Here is a 17,068-nt window from a genome sequence, read left to right on the forward strand (position 1 = left end):
AAGAGAAACTCCGGTTTTTCAGGACAGGATGAAGCGATTCCACAGCGCCTGATACGGCGGCGGTGTCAGGGTCACCGTCTTCAGGCCCCGCTCGGTGACGCCTTCCAGCAGCATCCGCATCAGGGTGACGGTGACCTGGGGTTTGAACTCCGCTCCGGGCCGCTCGTTGATCGGCTGGTCGTGCATCAGCAGGATGCCGCCGGGCAGGCGGGGATCGGCCAGCATCCGATCGACCTCGCGGCGGCATTCGGTTTCGACATCGGCGGGGGTGGAACAGCGGGTCGGGATCATGTGATCCTCGGTCGACGGTCCCCAATGCACCACGACGCAGCCGGGCCGCCAGCGGGCCAGGGTGCGGTGCACCCGGGGATTGCGCCAGCCACCGTTATAGGGCAGCCGCACCAGATAGGGGGCGGGGGTGGGGCGATGGCGGGCCAACAGCGCCTCGCACCGTTCCATGTCGTCGATCAGCCGCTCGGGGCTTTCGCGGTCGAGACGGACATGATCCCAGCCATGGGCATAGATCGCGTGGCCGCGCGCCACCGTTTCGGCGATCAGGTCGGGCACCCGCACGGCGCGGCAGCCGCTCATGAAGAAGGTCGCCCGCGCCTGGAAGCGGTCGAGCAGGTCGAGCATCGCCGGCATGGTATCGGGCATCGGGGAATCATCGACGGTGATCGCGACCGTCGCGGGATCGGACAATTGGCGCAGAACCGGGCGCCATTGCCCCAAGGACCAGGAAATCCGCACGTTTTCCCCCAAGAAACAACAGGCGGCATCGTGCCACGCCCGGCGGGGCGCGGCAACCGGCGATCCTGGTTTATGTCGTCCCGGCGGGACGGGGGGTCAGCCCGGACGGGTCTGCCCCTCGCCGCGCACGACATATTTGAAGGTGCACAATTGCTCGACCCCGACCGGGCCGCGCGCATGCATCTTGCCGGTCGAGATGCCGATCTCGGCTCCCATCCCGAACTCGCCGCCATCGGCGAACTGGGTCGAGGCGTTCCACAGCACGATCGCCGAATCGCAGCCGTTGAGGAACGTTTCTGCCGTCTGCGGATTCTCGGTGATGATCGCTTCGGTATGGTGCGAGCCATGAGTGTTGATGTGGTCGATCGCGCCAGCAACACCGTCAACCACCTTCACCGAGATGATCGCGTCGAGATATTCGGTGCGCCAATCGTCCTCGACCGCCGGGGCAACGCGGGGATCGACCGCCTGGGCGGCCTCGTCGCCACGCACCTCGCAGCCCGCCGCCAGCAGATCCTGCACCAGCGGGGCCAGATGGGTGCTGGCGACGGCGCGGTCGATCAACAGCGTTTCGGTCGCGCCGCAGATGCCGGTGCGGCGCATCTTGGCATTCAGCACCACCTTGCGCGCCATCTCCAGATCGGCGTCGGCATCGACATAGGTGTGACACAGCCCTTCGAGATGGTGGAACAGCGGAATCCGGCTTTCCTCGACGACGCGGGCGACCAGCGACTTGCCGCCGCGCGGCACGATCACGTCGATATAATCGGACAGGCGCAGCATCGCCCCCACCGCGGCGCGGTCGGTGGTCGGGACCATCTGCACCGCGTCGGCAGGCAGACCGGCACTGGCAAAGCCCTTCGCCAGCGCCGCCATGATCGCGCTGGCCGAGCGGAAGCTTTCCGAGCCGCCGCGCAGAATGCAGGCATTGCCCGATTTCAGGCACAGACCGGCGGCGTCGGCGGTGACGTTGGGGCGGCTTTCATAAATGATCCCGATCACGCCGAGCGGCACCGCGACCCGGCTGATCCTCAGCCCGTTGGGGCGGGTCCAATTGGCCAATTCGCGCCCGAGCGGATCGGGCAGCGCCGCGATCACTTCCAGCCCCGACGCCATCGATTCGATCCGGGCCGGAGTGAGGGTCAGCCGGTCGATCATTGCCGCCGACAGACCCTTGGCGGTGGCGGCGGCGACGTCCTCGGCATTGGCGGCGGCGATCAGGGCGGCATCGGCGCGGATCGCGGCGGCGGCAAGGCTAAGCCCCCGGTTGCGCCGGTCGGTCGGAGATTGGGACAACGCGCGTCCGGCGTTGCGGGCGCGACGTCCCATCTCGGTGAGCGTGGCTTCGATTTGATCGGACATCGCTATCCCTCCACCACCAGATCGTCGCGATGGATCAGTTCATCGCGACCATGAAAGCCTAGAATTTGCTCGATTTCGGCGGATTGACGACCGGCGATCCGCCGCGCGTCCTCGGCGCTATAGGCCGACAGGCCGCGTCCCAAAATCTGCCCGTCCTTGGCCTGAACCAGAACGCAATCGCCCCGCTCGAAGCTGCCTTCGACCGTGACGACGCCAGCCGGTAGCAGCGAGCGGCCATGGCGCAGGGCGCGCACCGCGCCATCGTCCAGGATCACCGCCCCGGTCGGGCTCATCGAGCCGTAAATCCATTGCTTGCGGGCGGTGCGCGGCTCGGCCGAGGGCAGGAACCACGTACAGCGCCCGCCCGCCTCGATCGCCGCCAGCGGGTTCATCGCCTGCCCGCGCGCGATCGCCATCTTGCATCCGGCCGACAGGCAGATCTTCGCTGCCGCCAGCTTGGTCACCATCCCGCCCGAGCCATAGGCCGAGCCGGGATCGCCCGCCATCGCCTCGATCTCGGGGGTCAGGTCGCGCACTTCGGGGATGAAGGCGGCGTCCTTGTCCTTGCGCGGATCGGCGGTGTAGAGCCCGTCGATGTCCGAGAACAGCACCAGCGCGTCGGCCGAGACCATCTGTGCCACCCGCGCCGCCAGCCGGTCATTGTCGCCAAAGCGGATTTCGGCGGTGGCAACGGTGTCGTTTTCGTTGATGACCGGGACGGCACCCAGCCGCAGCAGGGTTTCCAGGGTGGCCCGCGCGTTGAGATAGCGGCGGCGATTATCGGAATCGTCCAGGGTCAGCAGCACCTGGGCGACGGTCAGGCCGTGATGGGCCAACGCTTCCTGATAATCATGGGCCAGACGGATCTGCCCGGTGGCGGCGGCGGCCTGCTTTTCTTCAAGCTTCAAGGGCGGGGTGAGGCCGAGGCGACGACGCCCCACCGCCACCGCCCCCGACGACACCACGATCACTTCCTGGCCGCGCTTGCGGCAGGCGGCGATGTCGGCACAGACGGATTCCAGCCAGGTGCGGCGGACCAGACCGCTGGCCTCATCGACCAGCAGGGACGAGCCGATCTTGACGATCAGCCGTTTCGCCTCAGCGATCGGACCCGTCTTCGTCTTCACCATCGTCTTCGTCCCCGTCCTCATCATCCCAGATCCATTCGCCGTCCGGGCCGTAATGTCCGGCATCCTCTTCGTCGTCCTCGGCTTCGGCGGCGGTCGCGAACAGCGGGGTGGCCCGCTTCGCTGCTCCGATCGCGCCCGAGGCGGCCAGGATGCCCGGCTCGGCCTCGCGGGCGTCGCGGATATGCAGGAACAAACGCGACAGCACCGGCTTTAAGCCGATTCCCGACACGCCCGACAGCGGCAGCACGTCGGCCCCGCACGCCGCCGACAGCGCGGCCAGCTTTTCCTCGATCTCTTCGGGCATCAGCGAATCGCACTTGTTGAGCGCGACCACTTCGGGCTTTTCCGCCAGTCCGCCGCCATAGGCCGCCAACTCGCCCCGGACGACCCGATAGGATTCGGCGACGTCGTCGGCGGTGCCGTCGATCAGATGCAGCAGCACCCGGCAGCGTTCGATATGGCCGAGGAAGCGGTCGCCGATTCCGGCCCCTTCATGCGCGCCTTCGATCAGGCCGGGAATGTCGGCAATCACGAATTCCTCGTCGCCCAGCGTCACCACGCCCAGATTGGGATGGAGCGTGGTGAAGGGGTAATCGGCGATCTTCGGCCGCGCCCGGGTGACGGCGGCCAGGAAGGTCGATTTTCCGGCATTGGGCAGACCGACCAGGCCGGCATCGGCGATCATCTTCAGCTTCAGCCAGATCCAGCGTTCTTCGCCCGGCCAGCCTTCGTCGGCGCGGCGCGGCGCCTGATTGGTCGAGGTCTTGAAATGCAGATTGCCAAATCCGCCGTCGCCGCCGGTCAGCAGCACGATGCGCTGGCCCGGCTGGGTCAGGTCGGCCAGAACCGATTCGCGGTCTTCGTCGAGAATCTGGGTGCCGACCGGCACCTTCAGGGTAACGTCGTCGCCCTTGCCGCCGGTCTTGTTGCGGCCCTGACCGTGATTACCCTTCTGCGCCTTGAAATGCTGCTGATAGCGGTAATCGATCAGGGTGTTGAGGTTGGCGACGCATTCCAGGATGACGTCGCCGCCACGCCCGCCATCGCCGCCGTCCGGTCCACCGAACTCGATGTACTTCTCGCGGCGAAAGCTGCAACAGCCGGCTCCGCCGTCGCCGCTCTTCACGAAGATCTTGGCCTGATCGAGGAATTTCATCGCGGGAGTTCTCTGGAAAAGAGGGCGGGGCGGATAAGGCAAACAGAAACCAAAAGGGGGAAACGGTGCCCCGTTCCCCCCCTGGCAAAACGAAATGCGTTCCGGGAACGGCGCGCTATTCGGCGGCCTCCGGCAACGGCTCGACCACGACGAAGGTGCGGCCCTGCGCCTTGTGGCGGAACGCGACACGGCCCGGCGCGGTGGCGAACAAGGTGTGATCCTTGCCCATGCCGACATTGGTGCCGGGATAGTACACGGTGCCGCGCTGGCGGATGATGATGTTGCCGGGGATCACCAACTCGCCGCCGAACTTCTTGACGCCGAGACGCTGAGAATTCGAATCGCGACCGTTGCGCGACGAACCGCCCGCCTTTTTATGAGCCATGGTCCAAACTCCTGCTTACAGCCGGGCTTATCAGCCAGCCGTGATGTCGGTGATGCGCAGGATCGTCAGGTCCTGGCGGTGGCCGTTCTTACGGCGAGAATTCTGCCGACGGCGCTTCTTGAAGACGATGATCTTTTCGCCACGGGCCTGAGCCACCACAGTGGCAGTCACGGCGGCACCGGACACCAGCGGAGCGCCGATCTTGTCGCCGACCATCAGGACCTGATCGAGCACGATCTCGCCCCCGGCCTCGCCAGCCAGCTTCTCGACGCGGATCACGTCGTCCTTGGCCACCTTGTACTGCTTACCGCCGGTCTGGATGACTGCGAACATGACGATTCTACCTGAGCATAAGGAATGACGCCGCGCAAGACACATAGCACCCCGCGCGAGAGGGCCGCACTATTACCGCGACGGGGCCAAGAGTCAACGCCTTTGTAGCGGGGCCGTCTTTCGACGGGCGACCTGGGCGAGGATTTCCCAGCGAGTTTCGTCGTCGGCTTCGTGCCAGGCGGCGATTTCGTCGGGGGTCCGGCCGCATCCCGCGCAGAAATTGCGGTCGAAATCGAGATGGCAGCGGGAGATGCAGGGCGATTCGGGGGAGGGTTTGGGCATCGGCGGTCTTTGGCTGAAATTGGATAAGCCAGCAATAGATGGGAAGGCCGACCTGCGGAGAAAAGAGAGGCGGCCCGGCAAAGACGGAGGTACGCTTGCCTTCGTTCGGCGCGACAAGACGTCGACGCGACGTGAAAAGGGGGATGCGATGCTGCAAGGGAAGGTTCTGGTCGCCCAGGGTGGCGGTCCGACGGCGGTGATTAACCAGTCGCTGGTCGGCGCGGTTTTGGAATCGCGCAAGTTCCGTAACGTCGATCTGGTCTACGGGGCCCATCACGGCGTGCGCGGCATTGTTGACGAGGAATTTTTCGACCTGACCCAGGAAACCAGCCACAATCTGGAGATGGTGGCGCAGACCCCGTCCTCGGCGCTGGGCTCGACCCGGGACAAGCCGGACCTGAAATACTGCCAGGAGATCTTCAAGGTTCTGAAGGCCCACGGCATCGCTTATTTCTTCTATACCGGCGGCAACGATTCCTCGGACACGGTGCGGATCGTCAGCGAACAAGCCCGGCTGGCCGACTATCCGCTCCGCTGTATCCACATCCCGAAGACGATCGACAACGATCTGGTCCATAACGACCATACCCCGGGCTTTCCCTCGGCGGCGCGCTTCGTCGCCCAGGCCTTCATGGGGGTCAATCTCGACAATACCGCGCTGAAAGGCGTCTATGTCGCGGTGGTGATGGGGCGTCACGCCGGGTTTCTGACCGCCGCCTCGGCGCTGGGCAAGAAGTTTCCCGACGACGGGCCTCACCTGATCTATATCCCGGAACGGACCTTCTCGGTCGATCGCTTCCTTACCGACGTGCGCGAGACCTATGACCGCTATGGCCGCTGCGTCGTCGCGGTGTCGGAAGGCATCCACGACGAAAACGGCGCGCCGATCATCACCAAGCTGGCCAAGGAGGTCGAGCACGACCAGCACGGCAATATTCAATTGTCGGGGACCGGGGCGCTGGCCGATCTGCTCTGCCACGAGATCAAGGAGAAGCTGGGGATCAAGCGGGTGCGCGGCGACACCTTCGGCTATCTGCAACGCTCGTTCATCGGCTGCGTCTCCGATGTCGATCAGCGCGAGGCGCGCGAGGTCGGCGAGAAGGCGGTGCAGTATGGGATGTGGGGCGACCGCGACGGCTCGGTGACGATCCAGCGCACCGGGTTCTATTCGGTCGATTACGCCCTGATGCCGCTCGAGGCCGTCGCGGGCAAGACCCGGGTGATGGAGGATCATTTCATCGCGCCGTCCGGCACCGACGTCACCGACGCCTTCCGGATGTATCTGCGCCCGCTGCTGGGGTCGGGAATGCCCGACGCCTTCCGCCTGCGCCACAATTCGGTGCCGAAAATCCTCGATAAGTAGAAGGGCGCGGGCTGGCCCCGATTGTGCGGGGTCAGCCGCGTTTGAACGAGGCGAAGATGCGGCGGCAGAACGCCGCGATGTCGAGCAGCGAGGTGGTCTGGTCGATCCCGCCCGCCTTGGCCCGTTCGATGAACTTGCCGACATAGTCGAGATTGCCGTTCAGCCCGAACGAGCGGCGGAACACCTCCGGCCCGACCATCTCGTAGACGATCAGCATCATCACCACCAATTGCTCGGCCCGCAGCCCCAATTCACCGATCAGCCGCTTGGCGGGCAAGCCGCCGACCTCGGCCAATTGGCTGGTCAACCGCACCGTCTGTTCGGGATGGGGCAGGGCGGCCCGTACCTCGGGATTGAGCAGGATCAGGGTAAAGGCCTCGGGGCGCAGTCGCTTCTGGTCGGCGGTCAGGATGTCGGCGATCCGGGCGCGGTTGTCGCCTGCGGGGGCGATTGCGGGGGCGGCAACCGGCGGCGGCGGGAATGACGGCTCGGCCGGAGAGGGCGGCAGGCCGGGAGCGGGTGCCGTCGGCGGCGCGGTGATCGCGGCCAGGATGTCGGGAACCGGCTCGGCCGGAGAGGGCGGCGGCGGATTGAACGGGTTGTCGCGCAGACGCTGGATATCCTCGGGAATCCGGTAATCAAGGATACTGGCCCCCATCCGCCGCACCAATTGCGGCGACAGGGTCGAATAATCCGGCACTAGGGCAACCTGCCAATCGTGGATCAGGTGCTCCTTGAACGAATCATAGAGGATTTCGCCCCGGCTGCGGCGCGGTGGCGGCGGGGGCGAGAACAGACGGCTCAACCGCCCGAACAGCCCGTCCGGGGTCTTGCTGCGTTGCCGCTCGGTTTCGCGTAACGGTCGCGAGGTGCCGTCCAGCCGCTTGCGGAACTGGCGTTTGGCGCAGGTCCGCACCACCATCGCCACCACGTCATCCAGCGAGCGACCACAGGCCAGCATCGCGTCGGCCTGATCGATCGGCATGTTCTGGCGGTCAACCAGCAGATCGCGAAAGCGTTGTGGGTCGGCCCGGAACGCCTTGAAGCAGCGGTCGAGCAGAACCGGATCATCCAGCACCCGTTCCAGCACGCCCCGACGTGGCAGCTTTTTCAGCTCGGGCACCATCTGGGCCAGCACCTCCGCCACCGGACCTTCCAGAGTCAGGTTGATCCGTCGGATCGCCTGGGATCGGGTCGAAGAGGGGGGGCGGGCATCAGGATCATCCATCGCTGGTCGGGGATGGGTGGGGATCAGGTAAGGGTACGAGGCGGGGCGTGTTGGAGTCTAGTGCCCGCGACGAGAGCGGTGGCCGAACCGGGCAAAGACGCTACGCATGAAGATCGCGCATTCGATCACCCCGGAGTCCGGCCCGATTCCATGCAGGCGGGCGCGGACCAGAATGCGGTCGAGCAATTCGGGATCGGCGCGCGTTCCGAACAGGCGGCCAAAGACGATAGTCCCGATACAATCGTGGGCCACCAGCAGCATCACCGCCAACTGGTCTTTGCGCAGGCCCAGCCCTTCGACCAAGGCGAGGGCGGACACGCTGCCGACGGTGCGCAGGATATCGGCGATGGCGCGGATATTGTCGGGATTGGGCACCGTGGCCCGAACCTCGGGGTCGAGAAAGACCGGGGTGAACGCCTCGGGCCGCAGCCGTTCCTGGTTTTCGCACAGAATCTCGGCCGGATGCGCGGTCATCGGATGCTTGCGCTTCGGGTGCAGGGTCGTGCTCGAAACGGCGGCGCGGTCGCTTTCGCTTGCCCCGGCCATGCTGGCCGTGGCGCCATTGGCAAGAGGGGCATCGGGGTCGGCGATCAGGCGGGCGAGGCTGGCCGCCTCGCGTGCTTCGAGCAATCTGGCGCCGATCCGGCGCACCAGCGACGGTTCCATCCCGGCATAGGTCGGGACCAGGGGAACCTGCCATTCGTAGAGCAGATAGGCCCGGATCGCCTCGTACAATTCGTCGGCCGGGCTGCGGGTTTCGGTCGGGCGGGGTGTGGTGGGCAGGGTGCGGCGGAAGAAGCGTTTGGCGGCGGTGCGGACCACCATCGCGATCACTTCGCTCAGAGAGCGGCCGCAGGATAGCGGCGTCGAATCGTCGGTGACCGGGCGCTTGCGGTCGTCGATCAGGATGGAGCGGAACCGTTCCGGCTCGCGGCGGAACACCGCGAAGCAGCGGCTCAGCAGCCCTAAATCGTCCATGATCGTGTCATAGGCCCGATTGCGGGGCAGGACGTTCAATTCGGGGAGAAACTGGCCCAGAATATCAACCACCTGACCTTGTAGGGCAAAGTTGACCCGAAAGACTGCCAAAGCGGCATCGGGTGTGGTGGTTATTGTATCTCCCATGGTCGGCTCCTTCCGGCCGGGAGTTCCGCGCGGTGGGGGAGGGGTCCCCGCCGCTGCGGCCTGAAATCGGCTCTCAACACGAGAGATATACGCCAGAGGGAAAGATTATCTGTTAACCCGGTCACACTTCGTCGTTCCGTTAGGGGGCGATGGGATAATGGCGCCCCGAGGGTGACAGGGTAAAGATTTCGCAGCCGGTGGCGGTGACGCCGATCGAATGCTCGAACTGGGCCGACAGCGACTTGTCCTTGGTCACTGCCGTCCAGCCATCGGCCAGAATCTTGGTTCCGGGGCGACCGGCATTGATCATCGGCTCGATCGTGAAGATCATCCCCTCGACCAGGGCCAGCCCTTCGCCCGGACGGCCGTAATGCATGATGTTCGGCGGTTCGTGGAAATTGCGCCCGACGCCGTGGCCGCAGAAATCGCGGACGACCGAGAAGCGATGCTTTTCAACGAAGCTCTGGATCGCGTGGCCGATATCGCCCAGCGTCGCGCCGGGCCGCACCACGTCGATCGCCCGCATCAGCGCTTCATAGGTGACTTCGACCAGTTTGCGCGCTTTGACGCCTACCTTGCCGACGTAATACATCCGGTTCGAATCGCCGTGCCAGCCATCCAGAATCGGGGTGACGTCGATATTGACGATATCGCCCTCTTCCAACCGCTTGTCGCAGGGGATGCCGTGGCAAACGACATGGTTGACCGAGGTGCACAGCGACTTTGGATAGCCGCGATAGCCCAGCGGGGCGTTGACGGCACCGCGTTCGATGATGAAGGCGGCGCACAGCCGGTCCAGTTCTTCGGTCGTGACGCCGGGAACGACATAGGGGCCGATGAAATCCAGCGTTTCAGCGGCCAATTGCCCGGCCCGGCGCATCGATTCGAAATCGGCGGGGCCGTAGATATGGATGCGGGACGAGTCCCTGTCTTTGCGTTCCATCGTGCGTTCGCGTCCGTCCGTCCGCGCCGGGGAAAGAGAGTACCGCATCCCGGCCTAGGGTAGAATCAGGATATATCAGATCGTGACGGCTTCGTCGCCTCTCATCCCGGCAGTGCGGAGTCGCGATCTTGTCACAGATCGGGGACCCATCCGGTCAGGGTAATCAGCTCCAACGTTGCCGGAACGCGGCCATCCTCTCCGGCGAAGCTGCGGCGATAGGTCTCGACCGCGCCCAGCAGGGTGGCGCGGCGCGACAGCGAACGGCGGCGTCCGGTGTGGGCGTTGGCCTCGCCCATCCCACGCAGATCGGCAAACAGACGGAACGGATCGCCATAGCGCACCGAAATGGTTTCGGCATCGGCGACCGGGTCGATGAACCCGGCGCGGGGCAACAGCGCCCCCAGGGTCTTGATGTCGGCAAACGGGGCGACGCGGGGGCTGGCCCCGCTTTCCACGTCCAGTTCGGCCTCGATCAGCGACTGGCGCAACTCGGCCAGGGTGCCCGCACCGGGCAGTGCCGCCAGCAGCAAGCCGCCCGGTTTCAGAATCCGGCGAATCTGGAGCAGGGTGCCGGGCAGGTCATTGACCAGATGCAGCGACAGGCAGGACAGCACCAGATCGAAACTGGCCGGGGCAAAGGGCAGCCATTCCTCGTCCGCGGTCAGGGTGGGGTGACCGTTGGCGGCGGCGCGGGCGGCCATCTTCGGCGACAGGTCGCACTGAATCAGGGTCTCGATCCCGCCGCGCCCCTGAAGGGCGGCGGCGATCTCGCCGCTGTGGCAGCCGAGATCAAGCGCGGTGGGGAAGGGGCGGGTGATGTCGTCCAGCCGGTCGGCCAGCCGCTCCGCCACTTCGGACACCATGAAATCGTGATTGGAAAAGATGGCGGCGGCGCGGTCGCGGTTACGCCGCACCGACAGGCGATCAAAGATATGCATCGCTGGGTTATCGCATGAGCGGGGCATCGAGAAAAGAGGCGGGTCATTCCGCGCCTTGCCCCACCCTGATGGCCGTGCTTGACACGGCCATCAGGGTGGGGCCGAACCAAGCCTTTCATATCAAGGATTTATCCCGCAATCAGGGATGCGCGGATCAAGCCCGCGCATGACGGGAAAGAGAGGGGCGATGTTGATATAAAGATGAGAGAAGACGGTGAAATACCGTCAAAACCCAGTCGATTAAATGTCGGGGCCGATCAGCTTACAGCTTTGTCCGGCCTTGCCGAGGCGCTTGCAGGCGGCGCGGGCCTGGCTCTCGTTGAGACCGGCCAGACGGGCGCGGTACATCGGCTTGTGGCCCTTCATCTTGTTGATGTCGATCGAGCCCTTGGCGGCGAGATGTCCCAGGGTGCGGGCGGCCTGGGCGGCGGCCTGCTGCGCCGGGCGGTAGTCTTTGAACGCGCCCACCTGGATGGTCCAGGATGACAGATCGGAATCGCCCATATCCTCGCGGCCTTTGCGGGCCTTGCCGTGAGCGGGCTTGGCGGCGGCGACCTTGAAATGGGCGGTCTTGGTAACCTTGGCGTGGGCGGTTTTGACCGCCTTGGCGTGGGCCTTGGCCTGGGCCTTGGTCGGCTTGGCGGCGGCGGCCTTTGCCACACCGGCGGCTCCGGCGGCATGGGCGGCGGCAACCAGATCGTCGAGGTCAGACCGGTCGTCGGCGGAGGGCGCTGCGGCGACTTCGACGGTTTCCCCGCTTTTGATCCGGGCAAAGCCGCGGTCGAGCAGCTCTTTCATATGATTGTCGCGCGAGGTGCCCGAGGTGCCGCCGAACACGACACCGATGATGCGCTGGTCGTCGCGCCGGGCCGAAGAAATCAGATTGAAGCCCGACGCCTGGATATAGCCGGTCTTGATCCCGTCGGCGCCGGGATAGCGCAGCATCAGCCGGTTATGGGTGCTGATGGTCTGGCCTTTCCAGACGAATTGACGGGTCGAGAAATAGTGATAGGGACCGGCGTGGCGATTGATCAAAGCGCGGGCCAGGACAGCCTGATCGCGCACCGTCGACATCTGCCCCGGATTGGGCAGGCCCGAGGCGTTGCGATAGACGGTGCGGTTCATCCCCAGCGTCTGGGCCTTGCGGGTCATCATCTGGGCAAATTCGCTTTCGGTGCCGCCGATCCCCTCGGCGGCGACGACGGCGGCGTCATTGGCCGACTTCGTCACCAGGGCAAGAATGACATCGCGGACCGAGATCGTCTCGCCCGGGCGCAGCCCCAGCTTCGACGGGGCCTGGGCGGCGGCGTGGGCCGATACCGGCAACATCGTATCGAGATGCATCCGCCCGGATTCCAGCTCGTCAAACAGCAGGAACAGGGTCATCACCTTGGTCAGCGAGGCGGGATAGCTGCGGACATCGGGATTGGCGGCGTGCAGGACTTTGCCCGATCCGGCATCAATCACGATCGACGCGTATTTACCCGCCCAGGCCGGCGAGGCCGCGAGCAGGAAGATTGCGACGAGTCCCAACAGGGCGGGGCGAAGAAAAGGGAAAGCCCCTTGGCGTCTCGATTGCAAGGTCTCGACCTGTCATTCAGCGTGATGAAATGCGGACAATAGCGGCAAAACCTTAAAGAATTTAGCAATAGCTGTCCAGCTTGGCGGGCTGCTATTTTTCTGGCACGGTTTCCCCGCCGCCCAGGCGGCGAATTCCCCGCGTGGAGTGCACAAGGATGACGTACCGTTTTGGCTTTTGCCTTGCCTTGATCATATCGCTGGCGGGCTGTGCTTATGATGGCGGCGACATCGGCAATCCTTTCACGAGAAAGGTGCAGTGGTATTCCTTTGTCGGCGGCGACGACATCCAGGCGGCGTGCGTAGTCGGAGCGCCCGATCAGGCGCGGCTGGTCTATAACGCGGTGTGGGGCGAACAGGTCCGCATCTATGAATGGCAGGGCGCGTCTCGCGACCTGCGCATCCGGGTGATCGGCCCCGGTAATTTGACCGGCCTGACCTCGGACGATGTCCTGGCGCCCTGGCGCGCGGTCGAGACCCGCGTCGCGCTGTCCGACCCGGCGCGGCGGGATCTCGATTCCGCCCTGGCCGAGGCCGGTGGCTTCGGCCCCCCGGCGGTGGGGCTTGATCTGCCCTCGCACGGCTATTACTGGGCGGCGGCGACCTGCCATGCCGGGCGCTTCACCTTTACCGGCTGGCGCTGGCCGTCGGATTCCTTTGCCGCCGCCCGGTTCCCCGCTGTGCTGTTCGCCCTTGATCCCAACCGCGACGGGGTGCGCCCGCCGGCCGATCAGACCCTCGACCTGCAATGGGAGGAAGATGTCCGCCGTGGCGTCGCCGCGCCCTTCCTGATCAGCGTCGGCCGCGACGGACGGGTGCGCTAAACGCGATGCTGCATCTGCGAAAGAGACGTTGACAGACTTACGACTCTTGCGCGATAGTGCCCCGATGCTGCAATGCAGCATCGGCCGCCTTGGTGCGGTCGCACCATGTCCGTTCGAGGGAGGGAAGCATGACCACCGTGAAAGCCAAGTCGGCCAATGACGAGGGCCCCGTGAGCAATCCTGCCGCCTCCGCCCCCAAGGCCGCGAAGTCGCCTGCTGCCGCCGCCCCTGCGGCTGCGCCGGGCGTCGCGCCGGTGGCCGAGGCGATCTCCGCCGTTCAAGCCGAAGCGGTCAAAAGCCTGGGCGAGGCGGTTGTCGTCGGCAAGGAAACGATCGAATCGGTGGTCAAGGTGTCGACCGACGTCGCCGCCAAAAGCTATGACAAGGCGCTCGACCTCGGCCGCGATCAGGTCGCCGCCGCCGTCAAGGCGCATGGGGCGGTCTATCAGGGCTATGAAGACGCGGTTGCCTTCAATCGCGATACCGTCGAAGCTCTGGTCAAGGCCGGAACGATCCTCACCAAGGGTCTGCAAGATCTCAGCCGCTCGCTGCTGGGGCTGACCCAGGTGGTGATCGAGGATAACGTCGCCGCGTCGAAGGCCCTGCTGGAGGCGCGCACCCTTCAGGACCTGATCGAGGCCCAGGCCGGACTGACCCGCGTGGGCTTCGACCGTGTCGCCGAGGAAAGCACCCGCCTGTCCGGCGATTCGGTGCGGCTGATCGAAGAGGCCGTCGCCCCGATCAACGAGCGGGTCAATGCCGCGATCGACCGCCTGGTTCGCGCCGCCTGACCCCATCCGTCTGGGGGTTGAACCGCACGGCCCGGCGGGGGGATACCTTGCCGGGCCTTTTTCATGCGATGCTTTCCGCACAAGGGGCCTTTTCGTTCGGCGATGCGACCCAATATGATAGGAGTACGGAATTCGTGATTACCGCACCGGGGAGGCTATGAGCGAGGACGGCAACGACAGGCGCAACGGAGACGGCGGGCAGACCGGCGTGGTCATCAAGACCCGACCCAGAACCCGCAAGCCGTCGATGTACAAAGTCTTGATGCTGAATGACGATTACACTCCGATGGAGTTCGTCATTCAAGTGCTGGAGCAGTTCTTTTCGAAGAACCGCGAAGAGGCAACGCGCATCATGCTCAACGTCCATACCCGGGGGGTCGGTATCTGCGGTGTGTACACATATGAGGTGGCGGAGACCAAGGTAACCCAGGTCATGGATCTGGCGCGCCAAAATCAGCATCCGCTGCAATGTACGATCGAGAAGGAGTAGTCCGGCCCGCCGGCCACTCCCTGCCAGGAAGGATCGGCCCATGCTGTCGCGCAACCTTGAGCAAAGCCTGCACCGCGCTCTGTCTCACGCCTCCGAGCGTCGTCACGAATACGCCACGCTGGAACATCTGCTGCTGTCGCTGACCGAGGATCTGGACGCCGTTGCGGTGTTGCGGGCCTGTAACGTCTCCGTCGAGAAGCTGCGCAGCGACCTCACCGACTTCCTCGACACCAGTCTGTCCGAGTTGGTCGGTCCCCGTGGCAGCGATCCCAAGCCCACCGCCGGGTTCCAGCGGGTGGTCCAGCGCGCCGCGATCCATGTCCAATCCTCGGGGCGCGAGGAAGTGACCGGGGCTAACGTCCTGGTCGCCTTGTTCTCCGAGCGCGAGAGCCACGCCGTCTATTTCCTCCAGATTCAGGAAATGACCCGGCTCGACGCCGTCAATTACATCAGCCACGGCGTCGCCAAGGCCCCCGGCCGGGGGCAAAGCCGACCCGTCCAGGGCGTGGACGAGGATGTTGCCGCCGAAAAGGTGGTCAAAAAGGGCATCGAGGCCCTGACCGCCTATTGCGTCAACCTCAACCAGAAGGCTACCGACGGCAAGATCGACCCGCTGATCGGCCGCGAAGCGGAAATCGAGCGGACGATCCAGATTCTCTGCCGACGGTCGAAGAACAATCCGCTTTATGTCGGCGATCCCGGCGTCGGCAAGACCGCGATCGCCGAAGGTCTGGCCCGGCGCATCGTCAATGGCGAGGTGCCCGAGGTGCTGCGCTCGGCCACCATCTTCTCGCTCGACATGGGGGCGCTGCTGGCCGGAACCCGCTATCGCGGTGATTTCGAGGAGCGGCTGAAGGCGGTCGTCACCGAGCTGGAGAATTACGACGGCGCGATCATGTTCATCGACGAAATCCACACCGTGATCGGGGCGGGTGCCACTTCGGGCGGGTCGATGGATGCCTCGAACCTGCTGAAACCGGCTCTGGCGGCGGGGTCGCTGCGCTGCATCGGCTCGACCACCTATAAGGAATACCGCACCCATTTCGAGAAGGACCGCGCCCTGGTCCGCCGCTTCCAGAAGATCGACGTCAACGAACCCAGCGTCGCCGATGCGATCAAAATTCTGAACGGCATCAAGACCTATTACGAAAGCCATCACAAGGTCCGCTATGCCCCCGACGCGATCAAGGCGGCGGTCGAGCTGTCGGCAAAATACATCACCGACCGTAAGCTGCCTGACAAGGCGATCGACGTCATCGACGAGGTCGGCGCGTCGCGGATGCTGTTGCCCGAATCGAAGCGGCGCAAGACCGTGACCGTCCGCGATATCGAGGAGATCGTTGCCAAGATCGCCCGCATCCCGCCGAAATCGGTCTCGCTCGACGATATGGAGGCGCTGAAGTCGCTCGATCGCGATCTCAAGACCCTGGTGTTCGGTCAGGACAAGGCGATCGACTCGCTCGCTTCGGCGATCAAGCTGGCCCGCGCCGGTTTGCGCGAGCCGGAAAAGCCGATCGGCTGCTATCTGTTCAGCGGCCCGACCGGCGTCGGCAAGACCGAAGTCGCCCGTCAGCTCGCCCGCATCATGGGGATCGAGCTGACTCGCTTCGACATGTCGGAATATATGGAACGCCATTCGGTGTCGCGGCTGATCGGCGCGCCGCCCGGCTATGTCGGGTTCGATCAGGGCGGTCTGCTCACCGATGCGATCGACCAGCATCCCCATTGCGTGCTGCTGCTCGACGAGATCGAAAAGGCCCATCCCGACCTGTTCAACATCTTGTTGCAGGTGATGGATCACGGCCGCCTGACCGACCATAACGGCAAGATTATCGACTTCCGCAACGTGATCTTGATCATGACCACCAATGCCGGGGCGGCCGATCTGGCCAAGGCGGCGCTGGGCTTCGGTCGTGAAAGCCGCCAGGGCGACGATGGCGAGGCGATCAACCGGATGTTCACCCCGGAATTCCGCAACCGTCTCGACGCGATCATCCCCTTCGCCAATCTGTCGCCCGAGATCGTCAGTCAGGTCGTCGATAAGTTCATCATGCAGTTGGAAACCCAGTTGGGCGACCGCGACGTCCTGATCGAACTGTCCGACGAGGCTCGTGCCTGGCTGTCGCGCAAGGGATACGACCACAATTACGGGGCCCGGCCGCTGTCCCGCGTCATTCAGGAGCACATCAAGAAGCCGCTGGCCGAGGAATTGCTGTTCGGTCGGCTGGCCAAGGGTGGAACCGTCCGCATTACGATCGGCCCCGATGGCGGACTGGCGTTCGATATCGTCGCGGGCTCGCCCCGTGCGGAAAAGCCGGCGGAACCCGAACTGGTCGATTAACCGGCTCCGTCTGTTAACATCAAGGCCACGGCGTTTTGCGCCGTGGCCT

17 protein-coding genes are annotated in these 17,068 nt (G+C 64.8%); 5 read left to right on the top strand and 12 right to left on the bottom strand.

Going from position 1 to position 17,068, the window contains the following annotated elements:
• Nucleotides 1-18: 18 nt before the first annotated feature.
• The 7 genes from K678_RS10935 to K678_RS10965 all read right to left on the bottom strand — a co-directional run bounded on the left by K678_RS10935 (nt 19) and on the right by K678_RS10965 (nt 5,398).
• A complete protein-coding gene (locus K678_RS10935; RefSeq protein WP_021132510.1) occupies nt 19-732 on the bottom strand; it encodes a polysaccharide deacetylase family protein in 714 nt (237 codons plus the stop codon).
• Nucleotides 733-846: 114 nt separating this feature from the next.
• Nucleotides 847-2,112, bottom strand: coding sequence for a glutamate-5-semialdehyde dehydrogenase (locus K678_RS10940; protein ID WP_021132511.1), 1,266 nt, complete (start codon nt 2,110-2,112; stop codon nt 847-849).
• A 2-nt stretch (nt 2,113-2,114) separates the two neighbouring features.
• Complete coding sequence (proB, locus tag K678_RS10945; RefSeq protein ID WP_021132512.1) at nt 2,115-3,242, bottom strand: glutamate 5-kinase; 1,128 nt, start codon at nt 3,240-3,242, stop codon at nt 2,115-2,117.
• A complete protein-coding gene (gene obgE / locus K678_RS10950) occupies nt 3,211-4,398 on the bottom strand; it encodes a GTPase ObgE (RefSeq protein ID WP_021132513.1) in 1,188 nt (395 codons plus the stop codon). Before obgE ends, proB begins: the two co-directional genes overlap by 32 nt.
• 115 nt (nt 4,399-4,513) lie before the next feature.
• Nucleotides 4,514-4,783: a 50S ribosomal protein L27 gene (rpmA, locus tag K678_RS10955; RefSeq protein WP_002729644.1), complete on the bottom strand. Its 270-nt coding sequence runs from the start codon at nt 4,781-4,783 to the stop codon at nt 4,514-4,516.
• 30 nt (nt 4,784-4,813) lie between these two features.
• Nucleotides 4,814-5,116 carry a 50S ribosomal protein L21 gene (gene rplU, locus K678_RS10960; RefSeq protein WP_021132514.1) on the bottom strand — a complete coding sequence of 101 codons (303 nt, stop codon included), beginning with the start codon at nt 5,114-5,116 and terminating at the stop codon, nt 4,814-4,816.
• Nucleotides 5,117-5,209: 93 nt separating this feature from the next.
• Nucleotides 5,210-5,398, bottom strand: coding sequence for a DUF1289 domain-containing protein (locus K678_RS10965; protein WP_021132515.1), 189 nt, complete (start codon nt 5,396-5,398; stop codon nt 5,210-5,212).
• Nucleotides 5,399-5,546: 148 nt separating this feature from the next.
• Here K678_RS10965 and K678_RS10970 point away from each other — a divergent pair, with 148 nt between their 5' ends.
• Entirely contained in the window at nt 5,547-6,761 is a 1,215-nt protein-coding gene (locus K678_RS10970) for a 6-phosphofructokinase (protein WP_021132516.1), read from the top strand.
• Nucleotides 6,762-6,792: 31 nt separating this feature from the next.
• Here K678_RS10970 and K678_RS10975 read toward each other — a convergent pair whose 3' ends face one another.
• The 5 genes from K678_RS10975 to K678_RS10995 all read right to left on the bottom strand — a co-directional run bounded on the left by K678_RS10975 (nt 6,793) and on the right by K678_RS10995 (nt 12,528).
• Complete coding sequence (locus K678_RS10975; RefSeq protein ID WP_021132517.1) at nt 6,793-7,989, bottom strand: hypothetical protein; 1,197 nt, start codon at nt 7,987-7,989, stop codon at nt 6,793-6,795.
• A 57-nt stretch (nt 7,990-8,046) separates the two neighbouring features.
• Entirely contained in the window at nt 8,047-9,114 is a 1,068-nt protein-coding gene (locus K678_RS10980; RefSeq protein ID WP_021132518.1) for a hypothetical protein, read from the bottom strand.
• A 139-nt stretch (nt 9,115-9,253) separates the two neighbouring features.
• Nucleotides 9,254-10,057 carry a type I methionyl aminopeptidase gene (gene map / locus K678_RS10985; RefSeq protein WP_021132519.1) on the bottom strand — a complete coding sequence of 268 codons (804 nt, stop codon included), beginning with the start codon at nt 10,055-10,057 and terminating at the stop codon, nt 9,254-9,256.
• 131 nt (nt 10,058-10,188) lie between these two features.
• Complete coding sequence (locus K678_RS10990; RefSeq protein WP_021132520.1) at nt 10,189-10,995, bottom strand: methyltransferase domain-containing protein; 807 nt, start codon at nt 10,993-10,995, stop codon at nt 10,189-10,191.
• 240 nt (nt 10,996-11,235) lie between these two features.
• Nucleotides 11,236-12,528: a D-alanyl-D-alanine carboxypeptidase family protein gene (locus K678_RS10995; protein WP_231376249.1), complete on the bottom strand. Its 1,293-nt coding sequence runs from the start codon at nt 12,526-12,528 to the stop codon at nt 11,236-11,238.
• Between the two features lie 203 nt (nt 12,529-12,731).
• Here K678_RS10995 and K678_RS11000 point away from each other — a divergent pair, with 203 nt between their 5' ends.
• From K678_RS11000 to clpA, 4 genes are all read left to right on the top strand, one after another.
• Nucleotides 12,732-13,397 (top strand): hypothetical protein, encoded by a 666-nt coding sequence (locus K678_RS11000; RefSeq protein WP_021132522.1) that lies wholly within the window; start codon nt 12,732-12,734, stop codon nt 13,395-13,397.
• Between the two features lie 128 nt (nt 13,398-13,525).
• Entirely contained in the window at nt 13,526-14,188 is a 663-nt protein-coding gene (locus tag K678_RS11005) for a phasin family protein (RefSeq protein ID WP_021132523.1), read from the top strand.
• 157 nt (nt 14,189-14,345) lie between these two features.
• Entirely contained in the window at nt 14,346-14,678 is a 333-nt protein-coding gene (gene clpS / locus K678_RS11010; protein ID WP_021132524.1) for an ATP-dependent Clp protease adapter ClpS, read from the top strand.
• Nucleotides 14,679-14,718: 40 nt separating this feature from the next.
• Nucleotides 14,719-17,019, top strand: coding sequence for an ATP-dependent Clp protease ATP-binding subunit ClpA (gene clpA / locus K678_RS11015; RefSeq protein ID WP_021132525.1), 2,301 nt, complete (start codon nt 14,719-14,721; stop codon nt 17,017-17,019).
• Nucleotides 17,020-17,068 lie beyond the last annotated feature (49 nt).

The organism is Magnetospirillum fulvum MGU-K5 (genome assembly GCF_000442515.1).
GTDB lineage: Bacteria > Pseudomonadota > Alphaproteobacteria > Rhodospirillales > Magnetospirillaceae > Phaeospirillum > Phaeospirillum fulvum_B.

Excerpts from the sequence above, each read along its gene's own strand:
- K678_RS10940 (WP_021132511.1), bottom strand. The coding sequence starts at position 2,112 with ATGTCCGATCAAATCGAAGCCACGCTCACCGAGATGGGACGTCGCGCC.
- proB (WP_021132512.1), bottom strand. The coding sequence starts at position 3,242 with ATGGTGAAGACGAAGACGGGTCCGATCGCTGAGGCGAAACGGCTGATC.
- obgE (WP_021132513.1), bottom strand. The coding sequence starts at position 4,398 with ATGAAATTCCTCGATCAGGCCAAGATCTTCGTGAAGAGCGGCGACGGC.
- rpmA (WP_002729644.1), bottom strand. The coding sequence starts at position 4,783 with ATGGCTCATAAAAAGGCGGGCGGTTCGTCGCGCAACGGTCGCGATTCG.
- rplU (WP_021132514.1), bottom strand. The coding sequence starts at position 5,116 with ATGTTCGCAGTCATCCAGACCGGCGGTAAGCAGTACAAGGTGGCCAAG.
- K678_RS10965 (WP_021132515.1), bottom strand. The coding sequence starts at position 5,398 with ATGCCCAAACCCTCCCCCGAATCGCCCTGCATCTCCCGCTGCCATCTC.
- K678_RS10970 (WP_021132516.1), top strand. The coding sequence starts at position 5,547 with ATGCTGCAAGGGAAGGTTCTGGTCGCCCAGGGTGGCGGTCCGACGGCG.
- K678_RS10975 (WP_021132517.1), bottom strand. The coding sequence starts at position 7,989 with ATGGATGATCCTGATGCCCGCCCCCCCTCTTCGACCCGATCCCAGGCG.
- K678_RS10980 (WP_021132518.1), bottom strand. The coding sequence starts at position 9,114 with ATGGGAGATACAATAACCACCACACCCGATGCCGCTTTGGCAGTCTTT.
- map (WP_021132519.1), bottom strand. The coding sequence starts at position 10,057 with ATGGAACGCAAAGACAGGGACTCGTCCCGCATCCATATCTACGGCCCC.
- K678_RS10990 (WP_021132520.1), bottom strand. The coding sequence starts at position 10,995 with ATGCATATCTTTGATCGCCTGTCGGTGCGGCGTAACCGCGACCGCGCC.
- K678_RS11000 (WP_021132522.1), top strand. The coding sequence starts at position 12,732 with ATGACGTACCGTTTTGGCTTTTGCCTTGCCTTGATCATATCGCTGGCG.
- K678_RS11005 (WP_021132523.1), top strand. The coding sequence starts at position 13,526 with ATGACCACCGTGAAAGCCAAGTCGGCCAATGACGAGGGCCCCGTGAGC.
- clpS (WP_021132524.1), top strand. The coding sequence starts at position 14,346 with ATGAGCGAGGACGGCAACGACAGGCGCAACGGAGACGGCGGGCAGACC.
- clpA (WP_021132525.1), top strand. The coding sequence starts at position 14,719 with ATGCTGTCGCGCAACCTTGAGCAAAGCCTGCACCGCGCTCTGTCTCAC.